Below are 14,327 nucleotides of genomic sequence, written 5' to 3' on the forward strand. Positions count from 1 at the left end.
CCTACAGGGGATTGGCGGTGGGGCGGAGTCGAACCCTGCCTGGCCTCACGCCTCAATCAATGGCAATAACTCGTCCGCCCAGGCCAGCCAGCTTTCTTCGAGCATGATTCCGCGCCGCAGCACCACGTATTGCAGGCGCTGTGCGTGGGTCAACGAAGCAGACGAAAAGTCGCGCTGTTCAATCTGCCGATATGTCTCAAGCATGGCCTGGTGTTGCTTGAACAGGCGCAGCACTTCCTCACGCAGGCCCAACGGCCCGATGACCGCCTCGGCACGTAGCTTGATCAACAGTGCCTGGCTCTGGTCCCCCGACTCTTGCGGCTCGCTCGCCCAACGCTGCAACTCTTCGCGCCCCGCAGGTAGCACCTGGTAGATTTTTTTGCGCCGCTTGTCGGCCTTGGGACAGTCCTGCGCCATGAGCCAGCCGGCCGTGACCATACGCCCCAGCTCACGATAGATCTGCTGATGGGTGGCCTGCCAGAAGTAACCAATGGAGCGGTCGAACCGATTGGCCAGCTCATACCCCGTCGAGGGTTTTTCCAGGAGTGAGGTCAGGAGTGCGTGTTGGATGGACATGGGGCGCAGTCTATCTCCGTGGTTCTGGAGCGGGCGAGCATGAAGTCGATGAACGTCGATGTCGCGCGAGTGTGGTGGTGGTCGGGCATGTAGAGCATATACATGTTGGTGCCGAAGATGCTCAGCCGCCAGGTGTCCAGTGCGGTCACCAACGTGCCCTGGCGTACGTCGTCCTGCACCAGGTAGTCCGGCACCAGCCCTACGCCCAGCCCGGCCAATACCGCTTGGCGCAGAAACAGGAAGTTCTCTGAAATCAGGGTGGGCTCCAGCAGTACCTCATGGCGCTCATCGTCCAGGTACGCAGCAACGCGCAATTGTCGGCCGACCACCGCCGCGGTAATCAGCGGCGCGGTGCGCAAGTCGCTCAGTTGTCCGGGCACGCCATGTTCCCGGGCATAGGCCGCCGAGACGCAAGCCACGTAGCGCAACACGCCCATGTCCCGAGCTACCAGGTTTTGCGGCGGCTCGGACATGACCCGTACTGCGATATCCACTTCATCGCGCATCAGGTCTTCGACGCGATTTTCGAACATCACATCCAGCACGATCCCCGGGTACAGCCGCTTGAAGTCCAGCAGCCAGTCGGCCATCACCCACTGCCCGTAACCGCTGGGCACACTCACCCGCACCCTGCCCTGCAAGCTCTGGCCCAGCGATGAGACCGACTCTTGCGCCGCCAGCAGTTCATTGCGAATGGCCCGCCCGTGCTCATACAGGCGCAGGCCGATCTCGGTCGGCTCAATGCGGCGCGTCGTGCGCCGCACCAGTTGCAAACCGATCGACTGCTCCAGGCGGCTGAGGTGGTAGCTGATATTGGCCCGGCTGACTTTAAGTCGCCGTGCGGCCTCGCTGAGGTTGCCTGCATCGATGATTTCGACCAGCAAGGTAAGCGACTTGAGGTCCATAGGGATCACTGTCAAAGAATTTTGAACAGCCTGTCAATCAGGGCTGTGATTGTCAATGAAGCTTTGCCTTCCGATAATCCTTGGAATAACCAGCCACTGAGCACAACAGGTGAAACCATGGGTGAACCGATTCTTGTGGGGCGTGAAGGTGCTGTCCTCGTGCTGTCCAATAACAACCCCGCCGCACGTAATGCACTCACGCCCGAGTTCTATGCCGCATTGCCCCAGGCACTGGCCCAGGCCGAGGCAGACCCGTCGATTGGCGCCGTGGTGCTGACCGGGGTTGGCGGCCATTTCTGCGCCGGCGGCGATCTGCATCGGCTGGCATTGCGTCGGGCCATGACGCCAGCGGAGCGCCGGGTCAATCTTGAAGGCCTGCATGACCTGATCCGCGCGCTCCAAAATTGCAGCAAGCCGGTGATTGCCGCCGTCGAAGGCGCCGCCGCCGGCGCCGGCCTATCGATTGCGTTGGCTTGCGACATGCTGGTCGTGGCGCGTAACGCTGCGTTTTCGGTGGCCTACGTCAAGGTTGGCCTCACGCCCGATGGTGGTGCCACGGCGTTCCTCGCCGAGTTTGTTTCGCGCCAGGTACTGACGCAACTGTGCCTGACAGGTGAGCGTATCAGCGGTGAACGCTTGCATGCCTTGGGCGCGGTCAATGCGCTGACCGAACCCGGTGACGCGCTCCCGGCAGCCATCACCCTGGCAACCCGGATTGCCGCTGGCCCACAGCGAGCAATGGCACGCATCAAGACCCTGTGCCGCCAGGCCAGCCGCACGACCCTGGAACAACAGCTGGAGCTGGAGGCCAACCATATGGTGGTGTCCATGGGGGACGATGAAGCTGCCGAAGGGATTGCCGCATTCTTTGAAAAACGCCCCGCAGACTTCAACGGCTTACGAATAACCGATCAATAGTTCCGCATAGCGAAACACGATTCCATATATTTGACATGCAACCGCATTGCGTGCAAATCTCCAGCGAGATGGCACCGCCATACCGCCCGCATATCGATTAACCCAGACTCATAACAATAGGGTTTTAGAATGTTCAACCGTCACCTGCCCCATTGGCCGGAGGGTGCGCCCCACCACCTGACACTGCCGGATACCAGCCTGTTCTGTAACCTGGAAATCTCTGCCCGGCGTTATCCGCAAAAGACCGCGATCATCTACTACGACACCCTCATCACCTACGCCCAGTTGCTTGATGAGGTCGAGCGGCTGGCCGGGTATTTCCAATCCCAGGGGGTCAAGCGCGGGGACCGAGTCCTGTTGTTCATGCAGAACTCGCCGCAGTTCATCATCACCTACTACGCCGCGCTGCGCGCCGATGCCATGGTGGTACCGCTCAACCCCATGAGCCGCGCCAGCGAGCTGGAACACTACCTGCACGATACTGACGGCGAGATCGTCGTCTGCGCCCAGGATCTCGCGCCGTTTGTCACGCCGCTGCTCGGCCGCTTCAAGCTGCGCCACGTATTGACCACGGCCTACTCCGAGTACCTGCGTACACCCACCAACCTGCCCCTGCCGCCCGAGTTGCTGGCCCCGGTTGAAACGGCAACGTTGCCGGGTGTGACACGCTGGCAGGCCGCCCTCGATTGCGGGCAACGCCCCGGCCCCCACCTGAGTGACGCCGACGATCACTGCGTGATGCCTTATAGCTCAGGCACCACCGGCGTACCCAAGGGCTGCCTGCATACCCATGGGTCGGTGATGGCGACGACGGTGCACCGCCAGGCCTGGACCAACCGCAATTGCGAAGACGTGGTGCTGACCACCCTGCCGCTGTTCCATGTCGCCGGTATGCAATCGTCGATGAACGGGCCGATTTTCAGTGGCGCCTGTGTGGTGGTCATGACCCGCTGGAACCGTGAAGTCGCCGCCCAGTTGATGCAGCGATATCGCGTCAGCAACTGGTCCAATATCGTCACCATGGCCGTGGATTTCCTGACCCAGGACGGGCTCGACCGCTATGACCTGTCGAGCCTCAACTACATTGGCGGCGGCGGCGCGGCGATGCCCGGCCCGGTCAAGGACAAGCTCAAGCAGTTGCTGGGCCTGGACTACATCGAAGGCTACGGCATGACCGAAACCATGGCCGCGACCCATATGAACCCCAAGGCGCGCAGCAAATCCCAATGCCTGGGCATTCCGGCGTTCGACGTCGACTCGCGCGTGATCGACAGCACCACCGGCCTGGAGCTGGCGCCCCACGAAGTGGGCGAAATTGTCTGCCGGGGCCCGCAGGTGTTCAAAGGCTACTGGCGACTCCCGCAGGACACCGAAAAAGCCTTTATCGAACTGGAAGGTAAACGCTTCCTACGCACCGGCGACCTCGGCTACTACGATGAAGACGGCTACTTCTTCATGGTCGACCGCATCAAACGCATGATCAACGCCTCCGGCTACAAGGTCTGGCCTTCGGAAGTCGAAAGCCTGATGTACCGCCATCCGGCGATCAAGCAGTGCTGCGTCATCTCCTCCCCCGACGCACGCCGAGGGGAAGCGGTCAAAGCCCTGGTGACCCTGCACCCCGGACAACAGGGCACCACGGCCAGCGACATCATCGAGTGGTGCAAGGCCAACATGTCGGCCTACAAAGTCCCCGTCACCATTGAGTTTCGCGAGCACCTGCCGCAATCCGGTGCCGGCAAACTGCTCTGGCGCCAATTGCAGGATGAAGAATGGGCCGCCCACACCCCCACCGTTACTGGCACAGGAAGCTGATTGATGTCTGACGCCGTTATTGTCTCCACCGCGCGTACCGCCCTGGGCAAATCCTACCGGGGCGCCCTGAACAACACCCACAGCATCGACCTGGCCGGGCATGTGATCCAACAGGCCGTGGCCCGTGCCGGGATTGATCCAGGGCTGATTGAGGATGTGATCCTCGGCGCGACGTTCCAGGAAGGCGCCCAGGGCAAGAACATGGCACGCCTGGCGGCCATCCGTGGCGGGTTGCCTACCACCACTGCGGGTTTGTCGATCAACCGTTTTTGCAGCTCGGGGCTGCAAGCCATCGCCCTCGCGGCACAACGTATCGTGTCGGAAAAAGTCCCGGCGATGATCGCTGGCGGCGTGGAATCCATCAGCCTGCTGCAAAACGACAAACTCAATACCTATCGCAGTCAGAACCCATGGCTGCTGGAGCACAAACCCGAGCTTTACCTGTCGATGATTGAAACCGCCGACATCGTTGCCCATCGCTACAACATCAGCCGCGAGGCCCAGGACGAATACGCCCTGCTCAGCCAGCAGCGCACCGCCGCGGCCCAGGCCGCCGGTTTGTTTGATGCCGAGATTGTCCCTTTCACCACGCACATGCTGGTCAAGGACAAACACAGCGGCGAGGTCAGCGAGCAGCCCGTCACCCTCACCCAAGACGAATGCAACCGCCCCTCCACCACCCTGCAAAACCTGGCTCTGTTGGAGCCGGTGCGCGGAGCCGGGCAATTCATCACGGCGGGCAATGCCAGCCAATTGTCCGATGGGGCATCGGTGTGCCTGGTCATGGACAGCCTCTACGCCGAACGCAATAACCTCGAGCCGCTGGGGATTTTCCGGGGTTTTGCCGTGGCCGGTTGCGAGCCGGACGAAATGGGCATTGGCCCGGTCTATGCCATCCCGCGCCTGCTCAAGCGCAACGGGCTGAAGATCGACGATATCGACCTGTGGGAGCTCAACGAGGCCTTCGCTTCGCAGGTGATCTACTGCCGGGAAAAGCTTGGCATTCCCTTGGAGAAGATGAATGTCAACGGCGGTTCCATCTCCATCGGCCACCCTTATGGCGTCACCGGCTCACGCCTGACCGGCCATGCCCTGATCGAAGGCAAACGGCGCGGCGCCAGATATGTGGTGGTGACCATGTGCATCGGCGGCGGGCAAGGCGCTGCCGGGTTGTTCGAGGTGGTCTGACGCAGAACCAGCGTGCGAAGCTGCATCTGTGTGGGAGCTTGCTCGCGAAAGCGGTGGGTCAGTCAGAATCTATTTTTCTGACCCACCGCTTTCGCGGGCAAGCCCGCTCCCACAGGGGATCTGTGCCAGGCGCAGAGTCTTTGCCCCCCCCCATCACATGGAGGAGCTGGCTTGCCTGGGATGACCATAGGTCTGAAACTGAAGACCTACCCTGTGGCGAGCGGGCTTGTCGGAACGCCGCATCGCCCGCGCTGGGCTGCGTAGCAGCCCCACTCCAGGCACCGCGGTTGTTTCAGGCATACCGAGCCGGCAGGTTTTGGGGCGACTCCGCCACCCAACGCGGGCGATGCGGCGTTCCGACAAGCCCGCTCGCCACAACAAGTCCGCATTTGCATGCGGTGGTTTCAGTCAAGCCGTTCGATCACGCAGGCAATGCCCTGGCCAATCCCGATGCATAGGCTCACCAATGCGTAGCGCCCTTGTTGGCGCTCCAGGCTGCGCAAGGCGGTCAGGGCCAAGCGGGCACCGGAGGCGCCCAGCGGGTGGCCGATGGCGATGGCACCGCCCTGGGCATTCAAGCGTGGGTCGTCGAAGGCCAGGCCCAACTCCTTGGCGCACCCCAGTACCTGGGTGGCGAAGGCTTCGTTGATTTCAATCACGTCCATATCCGCCAGGCTCAGCCCGGCACGCGCCAAGACCTTGCGAATCGCCGGTACCGGCCCCAGGCCCATCACCCGTGGTGCGACCCCCGCGACCGCACCGGCCACGATCCGTGCCCGTGGCTTGAGCCCGTGACGCTCACCGATAGCGCGGTTGCCCATAATCAGCGCCGCCGCGCCATCGTTGATCCCCGAGGCATTACCTGCCGTGACCACGCCGCCCTCGAACAGCGCCCCCAGACGGGCCAGCGCGGGTTCATCGGTGCTCGGCCGTGGATGCTCATCAGCGACCACCGCCTTGGGCGGCAACTTGCGCCCCTGGGGCACCAGGACCTGCAGCAGTTCCTCCTCGTAAAAACCCTCGGCCAGCGCCTTGGCATACAACGCCTGGCTGCGCGCCGCGAACGCATCACTGTCGCCACGGCTGATACCCAGATCGTGCGCAATGTTATCGGCGGTCTGCGGCATGCTGTCGGCGCCGAATTCAGCCTCGATCCGCGGGTTGGGAAAACGTGCACCGATACTGCTGTCAAAAACCTGGAACGCCCGGGAGAAGGCCGCCTCGCTCTTGCCGACAACAAACGGCGCACGGCTCATGCTCTCGGTGCCGCCGGCGATAAACAGCTGGCCTTCATCGCACCGGATCATCCGATTCACATCCAGCACCGCCGCCAGCCCCGAGCCGCACAAGCGGTTGACCGTCAAGCCACCGGTGGTCAATGGCAAACCCGCGAGCAAGGCCGCATTGCGGGCGACGTTGCGCGCATCTTCACCGGCCTGGCAGGCACAGCCCGCCACGACGTCTTCGTAGTCCTCGGCAGCGAACGGGCTACGCGCCACCAGGGCGCGGATGACCTCACCCAGCAAGTCATCGGGGCGCACGCTGGCCAAGGCGCCGGCGCTGCGGCCAAAAGGTGTACGCAGGCCATCATAGATATAAGCAGACATGGTTATTGCTCCTGCACGGCAGAGGGTTGATCGGGAGTTTGCAGGCTCAGGCCCAACTGGACCCGGCGACGCAGCCAGGGGCTGGGACGGTAGCGCGGCTCCTCATAGCAGCCTTGAATGCCACGCAGCACGGCGAGGATTTTGTCGGCGCCATAGAACTCGGCGAAGGCCAGTGGGCCGCGCGGATAACCCAGCGCCAGCATCACCGCGCGGTCGAGGGTGGCCGGGGTGGCGATGCCGCGCTGGACGATTTCCGCTCCCAGGTTGGCCACGCTTGCCACTACCCGCTGGATGATGAAACCGGGTGAGTCATTGATCACTTCCACCGGTACCCCGTTGCTGCCCAAGGCCTGAACCGCCTGGGCTTCGAATGCCGGGTCCAGCGCAGGCTGGCGCATCAACACCAGGCGTTTGGAGAAGTCGCAGAAGGTGTCCAGGGCCAGGGTGCGCTCGGCGGGCAACCCCTGGCGCGCGATCACGCTGCTGGCATCTTCCCCCAGCGGGGTGATCAGGCAGATCGCATTGGCCGAGGGTTGAGCGGCCTCTTCGAGCATCGCCCCACCGGCGCCGAGCAAGGCTGCCACTTCACCCCTCACCTGCGCATCCTGGCTGTCGAGCCAGAAGCTGCGGTCAACCGACACATGCGCGCGTTGGGGCTGCGGCGAACGCAGTTGCTGACCATCGACATAGCGGTAAAAGCCCTGCCCATCACTCTTGCGCCCCAGCAAACCTGCGGCCACCCGCTGGGCCGCCAGGTAAGACGGGGTATAACGCGGATCACCATAAAACTGCGCGTAGATCGACTCCATCACGCCATGGGAGATGTCCAGGCCGGTGAGGTCAAAAAGCTCGAACGGCCCCATGCGAAACCCCGGGCCATCGCGCAAGATGCGGTCGATCTGCTCGAAATCGGCAATGTTCTCGCCAAGGATACGCAACGCTTCAGTGCCATAGGCACGACCGGCATGGTTGACCAGAAAGCCCGGCGTGTCTGGGGTCTGAGCCGCAAAGTGACCAGCCGCCTCGGCCAGCGCACACAGGCGCTCCACCACCTGCACCTGGGTACGTTCGCCGCGCACTACCTCGACGATCTTCATCAGCGGTACGGGGTTAAAGAAGTGAAAACCGGCAACCCGCTCGGGGTGCTGGCATCCGCTGGCGATCTGCGTGACGGACAGCGACGACGTGTTGGTAGCCAATACCGCGCTCGGCGCAACGATGGCTTCCAACTGGCGAAACAGCCCTTGCTTGGCCTCCAGATTCTCGACGATGGCTTCGATCAACAGATCGCAACCGGCCAAGGCTTCCAGGCTGGCAGCAGGCTGCATGCGCGCCAGCGTCTGCGCCAACTGCTCGGGGCTGAGCTTGCCCTTGGCCACCTGGCGCTCCAACAGGTCTTTGTTAAAGCTCAGCGCCTGTTCGACCGCTTCAGGGCGCACGTCATACAGCAGCACCTCACAGCCTGACGTCGCAAACACTTGAACAATGCCACGGCCCATGGCGCCGCTGCCAATCACACCGATACGTGAAAACATGGTTTCTCCGATTTTATGTTTCGCTGTGCAGAACCTAATTCCGTATTGACTAGAATACTAATTATTGTCAGGCTCAACTTCAATCTAAAAAAGGCTCTTTGCGGAACATACCGTGCATAGCAAGTGCCGCCGTTCACCCATAACAAAAAGAGAACACACCATGACCGTCTCACCACCCGCCGACCTGCAAGGCCTGTTCAGTGGATTCGCCGCGTACCTGGGCCTTGATCTGGTTGAATACGGCCAGGCGCAAACCGTCATCGCGCTGCAGGTGCGCCCCGAGCATCTCAACCAGGCCGGCAACCTGCACGGCGGTGTGATTGCCGCCATGGCCGACGCGGCGCTGGGCATGTGCGGCACCTGGAACATCGACCCGGACCTGTGGCGCTTGTCCCTGACCCTGTCACTGAACATCAACTACATGGCTCCCGCCCCCGCAGGCAGTCGGGTTCGGGTCGTCGCCCGGGTCCGGGGCGGCGGGCCGAAAATCTACATGGCCGCGTGTGATGTGCTCGATGCCGAGGACCACCTGTTGGCCAGCGCCGAAGGTGTGTTCAAGCGTAGCCGCCTGCGCCGCCTGCCCGCGTGAAGCTGACACGCCTGCTGCCACTGGCCCTGCTCTGCGAACTGGTTGCCCTGGGCACGCGTACCAGTGCGTTCAGCCTGATCGCGGCGCTGCTGTTCGGGTTGTTTTTTATCCGCCACTGGCAGTCGCTCATGCCCTACCCTCGGCGCCTGGGCCTGGCGACGCTGGTGTTGCTCGCGATCTGGCTGCTCAAGGCCCCGCTGGATCTGCCCGCCGTCCAGCGCATGAGCAGCGCTGGCGCCTATTACGCAGCGTTCATTGGTGGATTGGGGCTGATGGGCTGCCTGGTCAAGCGCCTGCCGGCACTGCGGGAGGTGCATCGTTTTCTGTTGCGTGGACCACGTTCGCTGCTCTATCCGCGCTATCTGCTGGCCGCATTGGGACTGGGGTCAATCCTCAGTTTCGGCATGCTCAACCTGATGTGCTCGACCCTGCACAGCTACCTGCAGCCGTTTGCGCCGGATCATCCGGGCCGGCGTGATGGCCAGCGCGGCGTGCTGACCGCTGCCATTCGCGGTTTTGCCCTGGTGCCGTTGGTTGCGCCGACCAGTATTGTCGTGGCGATCATCACCCGTGAAGTGCCGAGCCTGGCCTGGGCCGACCTGCTGCCTTACGGGGTGATCGCCACGGTGCTGCTCATGCTCATTGGCGCACGCACGGAAAACCGCCACTTGCAGACCCTGGTCGACGAATCACCCGAAATCCCCGCCGCGTCTCTCAACCCGCTGGCGCTCGGCACCGCCGTGGGCATTGGTGCGATTGTGGCGCTGGCCAGCCTGAGTTGGCTGAACATCACCCAGGCATCGCTGATGGTGGTGCCGCTACTGGTCAGCGGCTGGCTGTTCCTCGAAAGCCCGCGCAAGGCCTACGACGAATTGGCCGAGCATCTGGCCGGCATGCGTAATGAGATTTTTATATTTGGCTGTTCGGCGCTGTTCGGTGCGCTGTTCAATCAACTGGTTTCCCTGGAGCAGGTGGTGCCGTTGCTCGGTGGCTCCTCTCAGGTTTTCTGGGTGCAATGCATGGCGTTGCTGGGCGTGGTGGGGCTCGCCCTGGTCGGTATTGCGCCGATTATCACCCTGAGCATTTGTGCCGGCTTGCTGGCCCAATTGCAGGTGGCCGGCATCAACCCATTGGGGCCTGCCGTCAGCCTGGTCTGCGCGTTTTCCCTGGCGATGCTGCTCTCGCCCTTTGGGCCTGCGGTGCTGATCCTGGCGCGCACGGCTGGCACCTCGGCGTGGACGATTGTCCTCACCTGGAATGGCCGTTTCGCGCTGATCGCCATTCCGGTGTTGCTGGCCCTGTCGTGGGTCGTGCAATGGTTCCACTAGCGGAACAGGATTCCGCTATGCTGCCACTTTGCGCGACTATATAAGTCGTTGCATTGAAATCGCGACGGTTACTGCCCACACTGCCGGGCATTATCGACTAACCTCTTCCACTGCCTGTCCGCTGCCCACACGAGCCTCCATGACTGAAGAAATCGAAACGCCCGAGAACGAACCCAAGGACCGGAAATTCGTCGAAGCCCTGAGTCGCGGTCTCGAAGTGCTGCGCGCGTTCACCCACGGCAACGTCACCCGTGGCAACCAGGACATTGCGCGGATTACCGGCCTGCCCAAGCCCACGGTTTCGCGCCTGACCTACACCCTGACGCAGCTTGGCTACCTGAGCTACAACCAGGACGTGGAAAAGTACCAACTGGACTCGGGGGTGCTGGCCCTGGGTTACGCCTACGTCAACAACCTGCGGGTGCGCCAGTTGGGCAAGCCGCTGATGGACGAGTTCGCACGGCGCACCAACACCACCGTTGGCCTCACCTGCCGCGACCGCCTGTCGATGATCTACGTGGAAAGCTGCCGCCCACCCGACGTCGCCAGCCTGCGTATGGAAGCCGGTGTGCGCCTGCCGTTGAGCACCACTGCCGCAGGTCGCGCCTACCTGGCCGCCACGCCGGAAAACGAGCGGGCGCATCTGATCGGCGAAATAGCCAAGAAAGCCGGTGACGAATGGCCGGCCCTGGAAATCTCGTTGAACGAGTCGTTCCGCGAGTATGAAGAGTTCGGTTTTTGCCTGTCCCTCGGCGAGTGGGACCGCAACGTCAACGCCGCAGGCGTTCCGCTGCGCCTGGCCGACGGCAGCATCATGGCCCTGACCTGTGGCGCGCCGAAGTTCCAGCTGCCTACCGACACCCTGCAAAGCTCCCTGGCGCATCAACTGGTGATGCTGGCCAGGGACATCGAAAGCCTGGGCGCCTGATCGCCATTGCTCATGCAGGCGCGCAACTGATCGCGCCTGCATGAGCCATCTACAGGCTAGCGCTCAACTCGGGAACCGCCTCGAACAAGTCCGCCACCAGGCCGTAATCAGCCACCTGGAAGATCGGTGCTTCTTCGTCCTTGTTGATCGCAACGATCACTTTGGAATCCTTCATACCGGCCAAATGCTGGATCGCGCCGGAGATGCCGACGGCGATGTAAAGCTGTGGCGCCACGATCTTGCCGGTCTGGCCGACCTGCATATCGTTGGGTACGAAGCCTGCGTCGACCGCCGCGCGCGAAGCGCCGACTGCCGCGCCCAGCTTGTCGGCCAGGGCGTACAGGTGCTTGAAGTTGTCACCGTTCTGCATGCCACGTCCGCCGGAAACGACGATCTTGGCAGCGGTCAGCTCAGGACGGTCGGACTTGGCCAGTTCTTCGCCAACAAAGCTGGAAGTGCCAGCATCGTGGGCAGCAGCAACTGCTTCAACGGCAGCCGAACCACCTTCGGCGGCAACTGGGTCGAAACCGGTAGCACGCACGGTGATGACTTTGACGGCAGCAGTCGATTGCACGGTGGCAATGGCGTTACCGGCGTAGATCGGGCGCTTGAAGGTGTCGGCGCTTTCGACCGAAACGATCTCGGAGATCTGGTCAACGTCCAACTGCGCAGCAACGCGTGGCAGGATGTTTTTGCCGTTGGAAGTGGCGGCAGCCAGGATGTGGCTGTAGCCAGAGCCTCCCGCCTCTAAACCAAGAGCAGCAATCAGAGGGGCAACGTTTTCCGGCAACTGGTGCGCGTAGGCAGCGTTATCGGCCAGCAGTACTTTGCTCACGCCCGCGACTTTTGCTGCGGCTTCAGCCACGGCGCCAGCGCCTTGACCAGCGACCAGTACGTGGATGTCGCCACCGATTTTGGCGGCAGCAGCAACGGTGTTCAGGGTGGCCGGGGCCAGCACCTTGTTGTCGTGTTCGGCGATTACCAAGATAGTCATGATCAGGCTCTCCAATTCAAAGCACCTTCGCTTCGTTTTTCAGTTTCTCGACCAGTTCAGCCACCGACTTGACCTTGATACCCGCGCTGCGTGCAGCTGGCGCTTGGACTTTGACGGTCTTGTTGGTGGAGGCAGTGGAAACGCCCAAAGCATCCGGAGTCAGCACTTCGAGAGGCTTTTTCTTGGCTTTCATGATGTTTGGCAGGGACGCATAACGCGGCTCGTTCAAACGCAGGTCGGTGGTGACGATGGCCGGCAGTTTCAGGGAAACCGTCTGCGCGCCGCCGTCGATTTCGCGGGTCACGGCAACGCTGTCGCCGCTGACTTCGACTTTGGAAGCGAAGGTGCCCTGGCCGTAACCGGTCAGTGCAGCCAGCATCTGGCCAGTCTGGTTGTTGTCGCTGTCGATGGCCTGTTTGCCAAGGATCACCAGTTGCGGCTGTTCCTTGTCGACAACGGCCTTGAGCAGCTTGGCAACGGCCAGCGAGGTCAGTTCTTCAGCGGATTCGACGAGTACGGCGCGATCAGCACCCAGCGCCAGAGCAGTACGCAACTGTTCTTGAGCAGTGGATGGCCCTACGGAAACGACGACGATTTCAGTGGCTTTACCGTTTTCCTTCAAACGTACGGCCTCTTCCACGGCGATTTCGCAGAAGGGGTTCATCGACATTTTGACGTTAGCCAGATCGACGCCGGAATTGTCCGCCTTGACGCGAACTTTCACGTTGTAATCGACCACTCGTTTGACTGCGACGAGGACTTTCATAAGGACTCCCTCAGAGTGAAAAATGGGCGGTTCATGCGGCATCGAGCAACGCGGCATAGGCCTTGAGGTGATGGTCGTCATCACCGAACTGATGGCTAAGCATCACCAGGCGTTTGGCGTGGTGCGCCAGGGAATATTCCCAAGTCATGCCAATCCCGCCGTGTAGCTGGATCGCCTGCTCGGCGATGTTGCGCGCGGCGCGGGTGACGATGAACTTGGCGGCGGCCAGGGTCCGGGTGCGTTCAAGGCTGTGCGCTTCATCGCAGTAGCACGCGGCCAGGATGGCCATGCTGGTGGCCTGTTCCAGTTCAGTGCGCATGTCGACCATACGGTGCTGCAGCACCTGGAACTGCCCAATTGCCACACCAAACTGCTGGCGCGTCTTCAGGTAGTCGAGGGTCAGGCGACAGGCTTCCTGCATGCTGCCCAGGGCATCGGCGCACTGTGCGGCAATGGCGCGCCCTTGCTGATAACGCAACGCTGCCAGTGCCTGGCCCGGCTCACCCAATACCTGATCGGCAGAGACGGTCACCTTGTCCAGGTAAAGGTCGCAGGCTTTGCGGCCATCCACCGTGGGATAGGTGCGGCGCTCGACGCCAGCGGCCTGCGGATCGACCAGGAACAGGCCGAGGCCGTGCTCATCGCGACTGTCACCGCTGATCCGCGCGCTGACCAGAATCAAGCCGGCTTGGTGCCCACCTATCACCACCGCTTTCCTGCCGGTCAGTGTCCAGCCCTCGGCCGTCTGTTCGGCACGGGTCTGCACATCGTTCAGATGGTAGTGACTCTGTGGTTCTTCAAAGGCCGTGGCCAGCAGCAATTGACCGCTGGCCACTTGTTGCAACAGGTTTTGCTGGGCCGGACTGCCGAGCTGCATCAGCAAGCCGCCCGCATAAATCACCGACTCCACATAGGGTTCCAGGCACAAGCCTCGGCCGAATTCGGTCATCAGCAGCATCGTGTCGACGCCGCCCCCGCCAAAACCGCCCAAGTCCTCGGGAAACGGCACTGCTGTCAGCCCCAACTCACCCAACTGCTGCCAGAAGGCCAGGCTGAAACCCGCGTCGCTCTGGGCATAGTGCTCACGCGCCTCGAAGCTGTAGGCGTCGCGTACCAGGCGTGTCGCTGTGTCTTGCAGCATTTGCTGCTCTTCGGTCAGTTTGAAGTCCATGGTCAGA

Annotated in this window: 13 protein-coding genes; 6 read left to right on the forward strand and 7 right to left on the reverse strand. The window is 62.1% G+C overall.

Annotated features, from left to right (window positions below; translation table 11 throughout):
• Positions 1 to 45 precede the first annotated feature (45 nt).
• Entirely contained in the window at positions 46 to 576 is a 531-nt protein-coding gene (locus tag FIV38_RS25730; protein WP_092234324.1) for a PadR family transcriptional regulator, read from the reverse strand.
• On the reverse strand, positions 552 to 1,481 hold the full coding sequence (locus FIV38_RS25735) for a LysR family transcriptional regulator (protein WP_092234321.1): 930 nt from the start codon (positions 1,479 to 1,481) through the stop codon (positions 552 to 554). Before FIV38_RS25735 ends, FIV38_RS25730 begins: the two co-directional genes overlap by 25 nt.
• A gap of 117 nt (positions 1,482 to 1,598) precedes the next feature.
• Between FIV38_RS25735 and FIV38_RS25740 the strand changes: the two genes are divergently transcribed.
• The 3 genes from FIV38_RS25740 to FIV38_RS25750 all read left to right on the forward strand — a co-directional run bounded on the left by FIV38_RS25740 (position 1,599) and on the right by FIV38_RS25750 (position 5,402).
• Entirely contained in the window at positions 1,599 to 2,399 is an 801-nt protein-coding gene (locus tag FIV38_RS25740) for an oxepin-CoA hydrolase, alternative type (protein ID WP_092234318.1), read from the forward strand.
• Positions 2,400 to 2,528: 129 nt separating this feature from the next.
• Entirely contained in the window at positions 2,529 to 4,214 is a 1,686-nt protein-coding gene (locus FIV38_RS25745) for a long-chain-fatty-acid--CoA ligase (RefSeq protein WP_092234315.1), read from the forward strand.
• A 3-nt stretch (positions 4,215 to 4,217) separates the two neighbouring features.
• Positions 4,218 to 5,402 carry an acetyl-CoA C-acyltransferase gene (locus tag FIV38_RS25750; RefSeq protein WP_070996408.1) on the forward strand — a complete coding sequence of 395 codons (1,185 nt, stop codon included), beginning with the start codon at positions 4,218 to 4,220 and terminating at the stop codon, positions 5,400 to 5,402.
• 404 nt (positions 5,403 to 5,806) lie between these two features.
• On the opposite strand, the gene FIV38_RS25755 is transcribed toward FIV38_RS25750, so the two are convergent.
• Together FIV38_RS25755 and FIV38_RS25760 are read right to left on the reverse strand one after the other, a co-directional pair.
• Positions 5,807 to 7,009, reverse strand: a complete 1,203-nt coding sequence (locus FIV38_RS25755) for a 3-oxoadipyl-CoA thiolase (RefSeq protein ID WP_092234312.1) — start codon at positions 7,007 to 7,009, stop codon at positions 5,807 to 5,809.
• 2 nt (positions 7,010 to 7,011) lie between these two features.
• Entirely contained in the window at positions 7,012 to 8,544 is a 1,533-nt protein-coding gene (locus tag FIV38_RS25760; RefSeq protein ID WP_092234309.1) for a 3-hydroxyacyl-CoA dehydrogenase, read from the reverse strand.
• Between the two features lie 160 nt (positions 8,545 to 8,704).
• Here FIV38_RS25760 and FIV38_RS25765 point away from each other — a divergent pair, with 160 nt between their 5' ends.
• The 3 genes from FIV38_RS25765 (at position 8,705) to FIV38_RS25775 (ending at position 11,389) form a co-directional block, all read left to right on the forward strand.
• Positions 8,705 to 9,133 (forward strand): PaaI family thioesterase, encoded by a 429-nt coding sequence (locus FIV38_RS25765; protein WP_092234306.1) that lies wholly within the window; start codon positions 8,705 to 8,707, stop codon positions 9,131 to 9,133.
• The gene (locus FIV38_RS25770; RefSeq protein WP_235860996.1) at positions 9,130 to 10,461 is read left to right on the forward strand and encodes a hypothetical protein; all 1,332 of its coding nucleotides are present in this window, start codon (positions 9,130 to 9,132) and stop codon (positions 10,459 to 10,461) included. The genes FIV38_RS25765 and FIV38_RS25770 overlap by 4 nt, the downstream gene beginning before the upstream one ends.
• A 139-nt stretch (positions 10,462 to 10,600) precedes the next feature.
• Positions 10,601 to 11,389 (forward strand): IclR family transcriptional regulator, encoded by a 789-nt coding sequence (locus tag FIV38_RS25775; protein WP_029299054.1) that lies wholly within the window; start codon positions 10,601 to 10,603, stop codon positions 11,387 to 11,389.
• A 49-nt stretch (positions 11,390 to 11,438) separates the two neighbouring features.
• Here the strand turns inward: FIV38_RS25775 and FIV38_RS25780 are convergent, their stop codons facing one another.
• From FIV38_RS25780 to FIV38_RS25790, 3 genes are read right to left on the reverse strand one after another with little or no spacing between them, the layout of a single operon-like run.
• Positions 11,439 to 12,383 carry an electron transfer flavoprotein subunit alpha/FixB family protein gene (locus FIV38_RS25780; protein ID WP_092237323.1) on the reverse strand — a complete coding sequence of 315 codons (945 nt, stop codon included), beginning with the start codon at positions 12,381 to 12,383 and terminating at the stop codon, positions 11,439 to 11,441.
• A gap of 16 nt (positions 12,384 to 12,399) precedes the next feature.
• Positions 12,400 to 13,149: an electron transfer flavoprotein subunit beta/FixA family protein gene (locus FIV38_RS25785; protein ID WP_092234303.1), complete on the reverse strand. Its 750-nt coding sequence runs from the start codon at positions 13,147 to 13,149 to the stop codon at positions 12,400 to 12,402.
• A 31-nt stretch (positions 13,150 to 13,180) separates the two neighbouring features.
• Positions 13,181 to 14,320, reverse strand: coding sequence for an acyl-CoA dehydrogenase family protein (locus tag FIV38_RS25790; protein ID WP_092234300.1), 1,140 nt, complete (start codon positions 14,318 to 14,320; stop codon positions 13,181 to 13,183).
• Positions 14,321 to 14,327: the final 7 nt, after the last annotated feature.

Origin of the sequence: Pseudomonas proteolytica (genome assembly GCF_007858275.1) — a bacterium.
In the GTDB taxonomy this organism is placed as follows: Bacteria; Pseudomonadota; Gammaproteobacteria; order Pseudomonadales; family Pseudomonadaceae; genus Aquipseudomonas; species Aquipseudomonas proteolytica.

Excerpts from the sequence above, each read along its gene's own strand:
- FIV38_RS25745 (WP_092234315.1), top strand. The coding sequence starts at position 2,529 with ATGTTCAACCGTCACCTGCCCCATTGGCCGGAGGGTGCGCCCCACCAC.
- FIV38_RS25750 (WP_070996408.1), top strand. The coding sequence starts at position 4,218 with ATGTCTGACGCCGTTATTGTCTCCACCGCGCGTACCGCCCTGGGCAAA.
- FIV38_RS25790 (WP_092234300.1), bottom strand. The coding sequence starts at position 14,320 with ATGGACTTCAAACTGACCGAAGAGCAGCAAATGCTGCAAGACACAGCG.
- FIV38_RS25760 (WP_092234309.1), bottom strand. The coding sequence starts at position 8,544 with ATGTTTTCACGTATCGGTGTGATTGGCAGCGGCGCCATGGGCCGTGGC.
- FIV38_RS25730 (WP_092234324.1), bottom strand. The coding sequence starts at position 576 with ATGTCCATCCAACACGCACTCCTGACCTCACTCCTGGAAAAACCCTCG.
- FIV38_RS25755 (WP_092234312.1), bottom strand. The coding sequence starts at position 7,009 with ATGTCTGCTTATATCTATGATGGCCTGCGTACACCTTTTGGCCGCAGC.
- FIV38_RS25735 (WP_092234321.1), bottom strand. The coding sequence starts at position 1,481 with ATGGACCTCAAGTCGCTTACCTTGCTGGTCGAAATCATCGATGCAGGC.
- FIV38_RS25785 (WP_092234303.1), bottom strand. The coding sequence starts at position 13,149 with ATGAAAGTCCTCGTCGCAGTCAAACGAGTGGTCGATTACAACGTGAAA.
- FIV38_RS25780 (WP_092237323.1), bottom strand. The coding sequence starts at position 12,383 with ATGACTATCTTGGTAATCGCCGAACACGACAACAAGGTGCTGGCCCCG.
- FIV38_RS25765 (WP_092234306.1), top strand. The coding sequence starts at position 8,705 with ATGACCGTCTCACCACCCGCCGACCTGCAAGGCCTGTTCAGTGGATTC.
- FIV38_RS25740 (WP_092234318.1), top strand. The coding sequence starts at position 1,599 with ATGGGTGAACCGATTCTTGTGGGGCGTGAAGGTGCTGTCCTCGTGCTG.
- FIV38_RS25775 (WP_029299054.1), top strand. The coding sequence starts at position 10,601 with ATGACTGAAGAAATCGAAACGCCCGAGAACGAACCCAAGGACCGGAAA.